This is a genomic window from Pseudoalteromonas sp. NFXS53 (assembly GCF_056629255.1).
Map to the genome: position 1 here is coordinate 350,818 of NZ_JBWVBR010000002.1, position 12,002 is coordinate 362,819.

The following is a 12,002-nucleotide window of genomic DNA, read 5'->3' on the forward strand; positions in this document are numbered from 1 at the left end:
CTAGGATAATAAAATGAACTCAGATTACACAAACAAACTCCATGCGGGCACTGTTTTTCCTGACATCACAGCCACTTTACTCAGTGGTGAGTCAGTCAATCTTGCAAAGCCAAAGGCTGGTTTTGATTGGAAACTTGTGCTGGTGTATCGTGGTAAGCATTGCCCTTTATGTACTCGCTATCTCAACCAGCTAGAGCAGTTTAAAGGCGCCCTAGCCGACATTGGCGTCGATATTATTGCCGTCTCTGGTGATAGTAAAGCGCAGCTTGAGGCACACTGTGAGCAATTAGAGATAAGCTATGACATAAGTTATGGCTTGAGCATTGAGCAAATGAAAACGCTTGGCTTGTATATCTCTGATCCGCGTTCAGCACAAGAAACTGACCACCCATTTGCTGAGCCTGGCTTGTTCGTAATAAACGCTGACGGTCATATTCAAGTGGTCGACATTTCAAATAATCCATTTGTGCGCCCTGAACTTCAAGCACTCGTAAATGGCTTAGCTTGGATCAGAAACCCAGACAATAACTACCCTATTCGTGGTATGCACAGGTAAGTTTATGTTTAATAAATTAACCAAATTTTGCTTTCTTTGTTTATTGTTGGTGTTCAATGTACAAGCCAAGCCTGTTTATGAACATGCGCATCTTGCTTCACCTGAGCACTACAGCGTTTTGCTTGAAAACGAACAGGTACTGGTACTCAAAATGGTACTTAAACCCGGTGAGAGTGACCGTTTTCATAAGCACAATGCCGAAACCGTGTATTTTCAACAAGGTGGCCGTGCTGTTATAAAAACTGAAAAAGCATCACTCAACATAGATATCCCTGATGGCCACACTATGTGGCACGATCAGTGGGTACATCAAGTGAGTAATGTTGGCGACACCGAAATTATTGCGATTATTGTGGAGTCAAAGCAGACTAACTAAGATGTGATTTTAGGCAATAAATTGAATACCAAAACAAAAATGCCTTTTAGTGCGAGCGCTAAAAGGCGTTTTAATATTTGTTAGCTTAAACTTCGTAGTAGGCCAAGAAGAAGTCGATGGTATCTTCAGCCAATTTAGTGATCTCTTGCTCAGTCAATGGCTCTGCTTGATGCAAAATTTGCGGCCAAAATGCTTGGCCTTTTAATAAGCTCACCAACTGCTCATGCGCTAAACGTGGCTCAGCCTCTTTGATTTTGCCATCCTGCATGGCCGACTTTAACCATCGGATTGTTGTCGTTTCTTGTTCGAAAAACTCACCAATGTTATCGACAAATTTGTCTGGGTTGAATAAACACACCCCCATCGCAACGCGAATAAGTTCAAGCATTTTTTTGTCATTCATAAACTGAATTTCTTTCACCACCAGCTCATGAAGTTGCGCTTTTACAGGGGTCGTCGCATCGTAAGGAAAGTCGTGGTTTACGAAGTTTTGGCTCCAAATATCTTTAATTATTTCAGTAACTAAAGTCTCTTTATTTTGAAAATGGTTATACACGGTACGCTTCGACACGCCAGCAGTTTCAGCGACTTTGTCCATGCTGGTATCGCTCACCCCATACTTTTGAAACGCCTCTACTGCGCCATTCACTATGGCTTCACGCTTAAGCTCACTACGTGTTTTTTTAACTTCGCTCATAACTCACTCTCAGATAGCTGACTGGGTTATTTTTACACTAATTAGTTTACTTTTCAATTTTCACCAGTAAACTACACCGTATAGTTTACTTGCAAAACTGCCGTTTTAGCTTGATATTTCAGCAGCAAGCAAGTCAAAAAAATGAATTTAACTTTTTGGCGAGCCTACACAGTATGAAACTTAATGCTTTAGTTAATCTAACGACTCTCAAAGTCACGACTGCATTTATTATGACAATCGCTATGACGTCTGCCCTCACTGCTTGCGCACCTGCCAACGAGCAACAAACAGACACGCAAGTTGTTCAAACGGTAAAACTTTCACCTGTTATGACCAACGCGAAGCAATATACCCGCACTTTTCCTGCTGAAGTTGCGGCAGTTAAAACCATAGATTTAAGTTTTGAAGTGTCAGGTCGTCTTATCAATACCAAACTACAAACTGGATCTGTGGCGAATGAAGGTGATATTTTGGCGCAAATCGACCCAACCCTTTTCAAACAAAGAGTACAAGAAGCCCAAACGCGATTGAACCAAGCCGCAAGAGATTTAAAACGTATTGAAGCGACAGCTAAAAATGGTTTGGCCTCTCAAAGCCAATTAGACAATGCGAAAACTAACTTTGAATTGGCTGAAATCGCCCTGAGTAAAGCCGAGCAAGACTTGAGTTACACCACGCTTTCGGCGCCATTTAATGCACAAGTATCTGAACGTTTAGTTGAAAACGGTAACTATGTAAAAGCTGGCGACATCATCGCTAAGTTGCAAGATGTCTCGCTATTTTACTTCAACGTGAATGTGCCTGAGCGCCTGCTTAGCAGCTACCAACAAGGTAGTTTAGTTAAAACTGAAGCCCATATTATTTCTACTCCAGAGAAGAAGTATGAACTTACTTACATAGAGCATGCCACACAGCCTGATCCCATCACACAAACATACAAAGTAGTATTTGCTGCACAGGTCAGCGACAACAGTTTAACACCCGGTGCTCGCGCCATTGTTAAAGTCAGCCTCGAAGACAATGCAAACGATGATGTGATGTTAGTGCCTTTTAATGCACTGCAAGGTAGTAACGCTGACGGCTTTCATGTTTGGGCATACGACAAAGCCAATTCAACCGTGCAAAAACGCAGCGTCGAGGTACTTAAAATTGATAACAATATGGCTGCCATTGCAAAAGGTTTAAATAAAGATGATTTAGTGGTTGCAGCAGGCGCACCGAAAATGCGTGAAGGCTTAGCGGTAAAACCGTATAAAGCGGAGCTATAACCATGGATATCGCACGTTATGCCATAAAAAACCCAGTCAACATCTGGTTGCTGGTAATAGTCTTTTTAGTCGGTGGTGCCGTTGCCCTTGGTAAAATTGGTCGCTTAGAAGACCCCGCCTTTACCATTAAACAAGTGCAAGTAGTCACCCAGTTTCCCGGTGCCAGTGCCGAGAAAGTAGAACGTGAGATCACCGAGCCTTTAGAAATTGCATTGCAGCAAATGCCGCAACTAAAACGGCTAACTTCAATTTCTAAGCCAGGCATTTCTGAAATTTCAGTCGAAGTGCAATCACATTTTGATTCTGATGTACTCCCCCAAATATGGGATGAACTCAGAAAGCGTTTAAGAGATGCGGCAAAACAATTGCCTTCGGGCAGCCATGCACCCAATGTGTATGATGACTTTGGTGATGTATACGGCATGTATTACGCACTCAGTGCCCCTGATTTTTCGCTTCACGAATTACGTGAATTTGCCCGCGTTATTCGCCGCGAACTGTTAGTAACTGAAGGCGTTGCAAAAGTGCAAGTGAGCGGTGTTCAGCAAGAGCAGTTAGTGGCTTATATCAACCCTTTTCACCTATCGGGTTTAGGGATCTCTTTTCCTGATTTAACCAGACTGTTGCAAGAAAACCTGCAGCCATTTAACGGCGGCCGCGTTGAAGTGCAAGGTCGTCAACTTCGCTTAGTTGTTGAAAACCCGGTTGACCATATTGAAGAAATTTATAACCTCACCTTAGTCGTACCAGGGACGAATCAGTCAATTAAAGTTCGTGACATTGCCACTTTAAAGTTTGAGCCAGTCGACATTCAACCTGTGCTTATTCGATATCAAGGTCACGATGCGATCACTTTAGCTGTTTCTGCCATCAATGATGTGAACATTGTTGAAGTGGGCCAACGTGTAAACGATAAGGCCAATGAATTACTGACAAAATTACCCGCAGGGATCACCCTTACGCCTATTTATGACCAAGCAGCCATTGTCGATGAGTCAGTAAAAGGCTTTATCAATAACTTGGTGTTATCGGTTGTAGTTGTAACACTCACTTTGATGCTATTTATGGGCTGGCGCTCTGGCGTAGTAGTTGGCTCAGTACTATTAATAACCGTGATGGGCACTGTGTTAATTATGTGGTTAATGGGATTACAGTTAGAGCGTATCTCGTTAGGCGCGATGGTTATCGCGATGGGTATGCAGGTTGACAATGCCATTGTGGTTGCCGAAGGTATGATGCTGCGCATGAAGCAAGGTAAAAAAGCCGCTGAAGCTGCAAGCTTTATCGTCAAAAGAACACAATGGCCATTGCTAGGTGCAACCATTATAGGGATCGCGGCCTTTTCTGGTATTGGTTTATCTGACGATGCAACAGGTGAATTTCTGTATTCTTTATTCGCCGTTGTTTTAGTGTCTTTAATGCTGAGCTGGGTGCTCGCCATCACAGTCGTGCCGCTATTTGGAAAGTACTTTTACAAAGTTGAACAAAACCAAGCTGACCAACAACAGCATAGTGCATTTTACCGTGGCTATGAAAAAGTACTTCGTGGTGCGCTTAAGTTACGCTGGATCACTGTCGCTGGCTTATTCGCAATCACAGTTGTGGCATACGGCAGTTTTGGCTTAGTCAAACAAGGTTTCTTTCCGCCATCAAATGCGCCATTGTTCTTTGTGCATTATTGGGGCCCGCAAGGCCAAGATATTCGCGAGACCACCCGTAAAGTCGCGCTTACCGAAGCACTTATTTTAGAGCATGATGAAGTCGAGTCTGTCACGAGTTTTGTTGGCCGAGGGGCAGATAGATTCACCCTAACTTATGCGCCTCAGCAACCAAATGAAAGCTATGGCTACTTCTTGGTACGCACGCACAATCGAGATGAAATCGATGGTCTGATCCAAAAGCTCAATAGCAGCATGCCTGAGCTCGATTTAAACGCCGATTTTTATACTGAGCGTATGCAATTTGGGCCAGGAGGAAGCGCGAAGCTCGCGGTTAGATTCTCAGGTCCAGATGCCGAGGTACTGCGAGAACTTGCCGAACAAGCCGAGTTGCTGATGATAAATGATGGGCAAATTCGAGATATTCGTCATAACTGGCGTGAAAAAGGGCTTGTGCTGAATGCCCACTATGACTCTGTCAGCGCAGGTATTGCTGCTGTCTCTCGTAACGATTTCGCACAAGCCATTCAATATGCATCAAATGGACTTGAGTTAGGTAAATTACAAAACGGTGATTACAGCTACTCAATTAAAGCCAAAGTGGCAGGTGTTGAGCAAAACGATATCGAAGCCATTGAAAATAGCCAAGTGTGGAGTTCATCACAGCGCACTTATATTCCCTTTAAACAGGTTTCGAAGGGGGTTGAATTAGAAAATGAAGAAACTCTTATTCATCGTCGAGATCGTGTTAGAACCATTACCATTTCGGCAGAGCCAGGCTTTAACGAAACCGCTGGTAAAGCGTTTGCCCGCATTAAGCCACAAATTGAAGCCCTACCACTACCTGATGGCTACAAAATAGAATGGGGTGGCGAGTACGAATCATCAAGAGACGCGCAAAAAGCCCTAGGCACAGGTCTGCCAGCTGGTTTCTTAGTGATGTTACTCGTGTCTATTTTGCTATTTGGTCGGGTGCGTCAGCCGCTTATTATCTGGCTTGTGGTGCCAATGGCCGCAGTAGGTGTAGTAACAGGCCTGCTCGTCACTGATATGCCGTTTGGCTTTATGTCACTGCTCGGATTTTTAAGTCTATTTGGCATGTTGATCAAGAACGCCATAGTCTTACTCGAAGAAATTGACCTGCAAATTGCCGAAGGCGTTGACCCTAGAGAAGCGATTGTTTCAGCAAGTAGCTCCCGTTTACGCCCTGTTGCACTGGCTGCTATCACCACTATTTTAGGTATGGCCCCACTATTAAGCGATGCGTTTTTTGCGGATATGTCAGTGACCATCATGGGCGGTTTAGCATTTGCAACCATCTTAACTTTGATTGCAGTCCCTGTGTTTTACAGTCTGTTTTATCGATTAAGTTATCGTAAAACCGTGTCTTAATGGTCGTTTAATTCCCAACAAAAAGGAGAGCATCACATTCGCTCTCCTTTTTTTAGTCGCTAAAAACAATTAAAGGGTCACCACCACTCGCCCTCTCACCTTTCCTTCTAATAGTTTAGAAGCGGTTTCAACGACTTCGTTTAAACCTATATCAGCTGCAACAGCCTCAAACATGTCTGTTTCAATGATATCGCCTAAACGTGACCAAGCTTCTATTCTGTCTTCAAGCGGGCGCATTACACTGTCGATACCTGCAAGCGTGACCCCCCTTAAAATGAAAGGCGCCACAGTTGCAGGAAACTCCATGCTTTGTGCCAATCCACATGCAGCCACAACGCCACCATATTTAATACCTGCACACACATTAGCTAGAGTATGACCACCCACAGAATCAATTGCTGCTGCCCACCTTTCTTTGCCAAGTGGCCTGCCCGGCTCAGATAATGTATTACGATCAATCACCTCACTTGCGCCTAATTTGGTCAAGTAATCTGATTCGTCCAAGCGACCCGTTGAAGCAACCACCTTGAAGCCCAGCTTAGCTAATATAGCGATGGCAAAACTGCCAACACCACCATTTGATCCTGTAACAAGAATATCACCTTTTTCAGGCGTAATGCCCTGCTTTTCAAGTGCCAAAACACATAACATAGCGGTGTAACCCGCTGTGCCAATTGCCATGGCTTGTTTCGCAGATAAAGACTCAGGCAAAGGGATCAACCACTCACTTTTTAGTCTAGCTTTTTCAGCTAACCCACCGCAGTGTGCTTCACCAACACCAAAGCCATTTAATAATACTCTGTCACCGATTTTGAATTTATCAGAATCAGACTGCTCAACCTCGCCAACTAAATCGATACCAGGGATCATCGGAAAAGTACGAACGACGGGCGCTTTACCTGTGATTGCCAATGCATCTTTGTAGTTCAATGTACTGTGAGACACGCTTACCGTCACATCACCGTCAGGTAAAACCTTGTCATCAATATCAGTAACTGACGCCTGATAACCTTGTTCATCTTTATTGATTAAAATACCTTTAAACATCGTTCGCTCCTAATTTAGACCGGTCGTCTAATAATATTTAAAAAAAATTTTTCTTAGGCTTACTTAACTTACTTATTAATTAGAGGACTATGAAATCCCCATTACAAAACACTTAAAATAATTATCGAGTGGCTTGACCGAAGCCTCTAAACGAGCACGGCTTACAGCGCCTTCCCAGCCAATCCAAAAATACTCAGCAAGCAGCGCGCAATCTTCGTTTTGGCTCACTTGCCCTTGTTTTTTGGCCTCTTCTAAACATACCGCGACTTCACATTGCCAAGTTTTAAATATTGCCACCAACTCTTTTCTGAAACTGATGGGTAATAAATCTACCTCTTGCCCCAAATTACCGACCAAGCAACCGCGTTTAAAACTATGCTTTTGCATACCTGACTTGGCATCTTCGACGAAGTTACTCAGTCTTGACAGAGGCGCTTCATCACTTTGCGCTAAATGTCTGTTTAGCTTTTTCAAAAAATACGCTGCATAACTTTCTAGTACGGCCAAACCAAAGGCCTCTTTACTACTGAAATAATGATAAAACGAGCCCTTTGGTACACCCACTCGCTTTAATATTTGTTCAATACCTGAAGCGGCAAAGCCAGATTCTGTTAGCTGTTCAAGTCCAGCTCGAATTAGCTCGGCTCTTGTATCTTGATTTTCACGCGCCACTTTGGGTGGACGACCTCGTCGAGGTTTTGCTGTTTTTTCGATCATGAAACGATATTAGACCGACTGTCTAATAAAAGCAATTCTCATTTTTTAACTGCCAAAACTTTAAATGAGAATTATTTAATGTTAGTTTTGTTATATTGTATCAATCAAATAAAATTAACATGAGTCATAACACTGCGGCCCCACTTGAATACGCTGAACTAAACCAAACAGCTAGTTGCCAAATAAGCGCCTCTGCGAATGTTTTAAGCAATATTTACAATAAGGAAGTCACACTGACTTGCTTCTCAAAGAAATCTAGTTGGGCTATATCACATGCAGCACAGTTATTTGCCAAGCAAAATCTAGGTACTGTGCTCCAATATCAGGGTGAGATAAATAAAGACTTATTTGAAGAGATTCTATTTAAGCTTGAGGGCAGTACGCATTCATCGTTATTAGCACAACATATTGAACTCATGCTAGAAATGTTTGAGGTGTTATTTGAGCCCAAAGAAATCGGGTTAAGACTGATTGCTTGTGATACCTCTTTAAGCCCTCATTTCCATCAACCGCAAAACCTTGTAAGAATGGCTTCTACATTAGGTGGCCTTGGTGAGAGGTGGATTGCTCCCGATGAAGTGAAGTTTTTGCCATTAGCGCCAAACCAATTAAAGCCCGAAATTAAAGCGCCTTTACCTCATCATATTTCTCAATTACAAGATGGTGACATTGCACTTATGAAAGGCGCTCAATGGGTTGATCATGAACAAAGTGCAATTACTTGTGCCTCTCCTGCATTTTGTAATAACGAGTTTAAACTTTGTATATACATTGATTTTATTGAATAAAATCTGTGCAAACTCTTCTGGAATTTTAATTATTGAGAAAAGACTTTCAATGAATACGTATGCATAACATTTCATTAACTTAGTTTATATGTGAGTTTTATGTTTCCTATTTCAACACGCAAGGAATGCGATAAAAGGTAAACACATGACAACACATATAAAATCAAATAAACAACTTAAAATTGCAGCGCTTTTACTTGGTGCTGTCAGCTTCCAAAGTAGCGCAGATGTTATTTTGCATGCATTTAACTGGCGCTATGATGACGTTGCGAGCAAGGCTCAAGAAATCGCTGAACTTGGGTATAAAAAAGTACTCGTCTCTCCTGCTTATAAATCGACTGGAGATGCATGGTGGTCTCGTTATCAGCCACAAGATCTTCGTGTCATCGATAATCCATTGGGCGATACCAATGATTTTAAAGCCATGGTGCAAGCGCTTAAAGCGCAAGGTGTAGAGACATATGCCGACATTGTTTTTAATCATATGGCAAACGAGCAATGGAAACGCGCTGATCTTAACTATCCGGGAAGCGAAGTTTTAGCCGATTACGCCGCTGATATTAACTATTACAACGACATTACACTATTCGGTGATGTTAAAGATGGCTTATTCGGCGCGGGTGATTTTCACGGTACATACGACCAAGGTGGTCCGAAATGTATCAGTAATTACAATGACGTTGGCGATGTACAATACAACCGACTATGTGGCGCCGCCCCCGATCCTGGCCTCCCCGATTTAGACCCTAACAATTGGGTTATCACTCAACAAAAAGCGTATTTAAATGCGTTAAAACAAATTGGCGTAACGGGCTTTAGAGTTGATGCCGCAAAACACATGACCAACTACCATATTAATGCCGTGTTCGATGCCAACATTAAAAAAGATACTCATGTATTTGGTGAAATTATAACGACAGGTGGTTCAGGTAGCGGTGATTACGATAACTTTTTAGTGCCTTACTTGGCACAAACAGGCCACTCAGCTTATGACTTTCCACTGTTTGCACAGATCAGAGGCGCATTTAGTTTTGGCGGTTCAATGAGTCAACTTGTTGACCCTGCAGCCTATGGTCAAGCATTGGCCGGTAACAAAGCCATTACGTTTAGCGTTACTCATGATATCCCATTGAATGATGGCTTTAGATATCAAATTATGGATGCCACAGACGAAAAACTTGCGAACGCATTTGTTTTGGGCAGAGATGGTGGTGTACCACTAGTGTATTCGGATAATAACGAAAGTGGTGATAACCGCTGGAATGATCTCTATCGTCGTGAAGACATTAAAGGCATGCTCAAATTCCACAATGCCACCCAAGGCAGTAGCATGCAGATACTAAGCCACAATAACTGTATTTTATTATTCAAACGCGAGCACAAAGGCGTGGTTGGTATCAATAAATGTGGTACTGGCCAAGATATCTGGGTAGATACGCAAGCCGATAATTTATGGTGGCACCGCAACTACCGAGACACATTAAGTAACGATGTGCAAAATATCTCGAGTCAATGGCATAAGTTTTATCTACCAGCGAGAACAGCAAGAATGTGGTTGATGGAATAACCCTCAAACTCTATTGCTTTCAGATTAACTCCCTAGAAGTAACCTAAGGTCGCATTTATGCGGCCTTTTTTACGCTTTCATTTTAAAAGATCAAACAATATATCGAGACCATTAATTCTATCTGCGGTATCTAGAACTCGAATATCTTTCGCATCTCTGAAATTATGTAAGAAACCTTTTAACTCACCTTGCTTAAACCAAACACCAAAGCAGCTATGACAATAACTAAAATGACTATTTTCGAAAAAGTGACGATGCAATTGACCACAGCCAGATGGGCAAGTTAATTCTGTCGTTTCTTTCACTTGGCTTTGAACTTGCCCGACAAATGCCATGTAATCGAACTCTTTGACGGTGCCAATTGCTTTTAAGAATTTTGCTGGTAACCAAGCTCCATGACATTCTGAGCAGCCATAACCTGTGTGAATTTCGGTTAAGTCATATTCAAGCTTTACATTACATTGGTAACACTGCATACGTTACTTCCTTATAAACTCTTAATACCAATCTGATAATACATAAAACCTAAAAAGGTACAAACATAAAAAATGTCATAACACTGATCTAAAATGATTTTTCATCCATACTGATAGTCTGACAACAAAAGGACCTCAAAATGTTCAGAATTATAAAAGCCTTAGCACTTGCTTCATTGCCCATAATTTTTTCTTCAAATGTCTCTGCTGATGAACGAGGCGATGTACGTGCTCAGCTTGAACCAAAAGGTTACTTGTATGGCATTGGTCTTGGCTTAAGCCAAGAAATTTATAAAGGTTATGGTAATCGAGTAACGCCTTTGCCTATTTTGGGTTATCGCGGTGACAAATTATCGGTATATGGCCCTTTTGTAAGTTACGAACTTTTAGAGTTAGGTGATATCGAATTCGAAGTGCAAGCTTCTCCTCGCTTTCAAGGCTTTGACGGATCAGACAGTGATGTATTTATTGGCATGGAAGAGAGGGATTTTTCAATGGATTTAGGCGCAAACTTTAAATACGAACGAGATAACTGGAAATTAAGCATTGGCTTTTTACACGATATCTTCAATAAATCTGACGGCTATGAAGTAAAAGCCAAAATTGGAAAAGCGTATCGATTTGGTCCTGTTTTCTTTGAACCAAATTTATCAATAAACCATTTAGATAAAAATCATGTCGATTATTATTATGGTGTAAGAGACTTCGAAGTCACTCAAAACAGAGCACTCTATAAAGGTGATAGTGCGATAAACCAATCAATCGGCTTTTCAGTGTCGACCCCGATATTCTTTGGCGGTTTCACGCAGTTAGCCATTGATTACACCATGTATGACAGTAGTATCACTGACAGTCCGTTGGTTGATCGCGATAATAATTTAAGCCTGAGATTGTTATTTAGTAAGTTTTTCTAGTTGAATTGATACTTGCAACAGTAAAGCAGTAGATTAACTTACTGCTTTTTTGTTTTAGGCATAAAATGCTGCTCTAGTTTTACGTTTCGAACTGCATGCTCGACTTGTTGACGCTCATTTTCTGACAACACTTTATACCCTCGCGGATATGGCCAACCATAGCCCCAGCGAAAAGGCGTAGGTAAGTATGGACTGCCGCCGACTCTAACACCTGCCAACATCATGCTAGCGATAATAGGCTCGCCAACCTCTTTAACACATTGTTTTAATCGCGCGTCAGATTGTTCTCTTTGAATAGCACTGCCACCCTGCCAATAATCAAAGTCATGAGCGACACAACAAGCTAACCACAATTCTTGCTGCTCAATAGTGCCATCGGGAAACAAACTACATCCATCGCTTGTAAATGGCTTCAATTCAGTCGTACTCAAAGCAATTGTGCTGAAAAACAATGTGAAAAATAAAAAGCCTTTTTTAAGCATAGTATTATTAGGTTAGATTAAAAACAGTGAGGAGTTTAAATGAATTTACGCCACTAGTCTCATA

General features: G+C 41.9%; 12 protein-coding genes. 7 read left to right on the forward strand and 5 right to left on the reverse strand.

Annotated elements, in window-relative coordinates:
* Positions 1–13: 13 nt before the first annotated feature.
* A complete protein-coding gene (locus tag AC1HJP_RS04370) occupies positions 14–556 on the forward strand; it encodes a peroxiredoxin-like family protein (protein WP_480360557.1) in 543 nt (180 codons plus the stop codon).
* A gap of 4 nt (positions 557–560) precedes the next feature.
* Positions 561–932: a cupin domain-containing protein gene (locus AC1HJP_RS04375; protein WP_480360559.1), complete on the forward strand. Its 372-nt coding sequence runs from the start codon at positions 561–563 to the stop codon at positions 930–932.
* An 85-nt stretch (positions 933–1,017) separates the two neighbouring features.
* Here the strand turns inward: AC1HJP_RS04375 and AC1HJP_RS04380 are convergent, their stop codons facing one another.
* Complete coding sequence (locus AC1HJP_RS04380) at positions 1,018–1,629, reverse strand: TetR/AcrR family transcriptional regulator (RefSeq protein WP_480360560.1); 612 nt, start codon at positions 1,627–1,629, stop codon at positions 1,018–1,020.
* Between the two features lie 173 nt (positions 1,630–1,802).
* Between AC1HJP_RS04380 and AC1HJP_RS04385 the strand changes: the two genes are divergently transcribed.
* Both AC1HJP_RS04385 and AC1HJP_RS04390 read left to right on the forward strand, forming a co-directional pair.
* A complete protein-coding gene (locus AC1HJP_RS04385) occupies positions 1,803–2,897 on the forward strand; it encodes an efflux RND transporter periplasmic adaptor subunit (RefSeq protein WP_480360562.1) in 1,095 nt (364 codons plus the stop codon).
* 2 nt (positions 2,898–2,899) lie between these two features.
* On the forward strand, positions 2,900–5,947 hold the full coding sequence (locus AC1HJP_RS04390; RefSeq protein WP_480360563.1) for an efflux RND transporter permease subunit: 3,048 nt from the start codon (positions 2,900–2,902) through the stop codon (positions 5,945–5,947).
* 69 nt (positions 5,948–6,016) lie between these two features.
* On the opposite strand, the gene acuI is transcribed toward AC1HJP_RS04390, so the two are convergent.
* Both acuI and acuR read right to left on the reverse strand, forming a co-directional pair.
* The gene (gene acuI / locus AC1HJP_RS04395) at positions 6,017–6,994 is read right to left on the reverse strand and encodes an acrylyl-CoA reductase (NADPH) (RefSeq protein WP_480360564.1); all 978 of its coding nucleotides are present in this window, start codon (positions 6,992–6,994) and stop codon (positions 6,017–6,019) included.
* An 87-nt stretch (positions 6,995–7,081) separates the two neighbouring features.
* A complete protein-coding gene (gene acuR / locus AC1HJP_RS04400; RefSeq protein ID WP_480360565.1) occupies positions 7,082–7,711 on the reverse strand; it encodes an acrylate utilization transcriptional regulator AcuR in 630 nt (209 codons plus the stop codon).
* A gap of 119 nt (positions 7,712–7,830) precedes the next feature.
* On the opposite strand from acuR, the gene AC1HJP_RS04405 reads away from it, so the two are divergent.
* Both AC1HJP_RS04405 and AC1HJP_RS04410 read left to right on the forward strand, forming a co-directional pair.
* On the forward strand, positions 7,831–8,499 hold the full coding sequence (locus AC1HJP_RS04405; RefSeq protein WP_480360566.1) for a DUF1826 domain-containing protein: 669 nt from the start codon (positions 7,831–7,833) through the stop codon (positions 8,497–8,499).
* 145 nt (positions 8,500–8,644) lie between these two features.
* Positions 8,645–10,066, forward strand: a complete 1,422-nt coding sequence (locus tag AC1HJP_RS04410; RefSeq protein ID WP_480360567.1) for an alpha-amylase family protein — start codon at positions 8,645–8,647, stop codon at positions 10,064–10,066.
* A gap of 77 nt (positions 10,067–10,143) precedes the next feature.
* Here AC1HJP_RS04410 and AC1HJP_RS04415 read toward each other — a convergent pair whose 3' ends face one another.
* Positions 10,144–10,542: a hypothetical protein gene (locus AC1HJP_RS04415; RefSeq protein ID WP_480360568.1), complete on the reverse strand. Its 399-nt coding sequence runs from the start codon at positions 10,540–10,542 to the stop codon at positions 10,144–10,146.
* Positions 10,543–10,682: 140 nt separating this feature from the next.
* On the opposite strand from AC1HJP_RS04415, the gene AC1HJP_RS04420 reads away from it, so the two are divergent.
* Complete coding sequence (locus AC1HJP_RS04420) at positions 10,683–11,456, forward strand: MipA/OmpV family protein (protein WP_480360569.1); 774 nt, start codon at positions 10,683–10,685, stop codon at positions 11,454–11,456.
* Between the two features lie 38 nt (positions 11,457–11,494).
* Here the strand turns inward: AC1HJP_RS04420 and AC1HJP_RS04425 are convergent, their stop codons facing one another.
* Entirely contained in the window at positions 11,495–11,887 is a 393-nt protein-coding gene (locus tag AC1HJP_RS04425; RefSeq protein WP_480360570.1) for a hypothetical protein, read from the reverse strand.
* Positions 11,888–12,002: the final 115 nt, after the last annotated feature.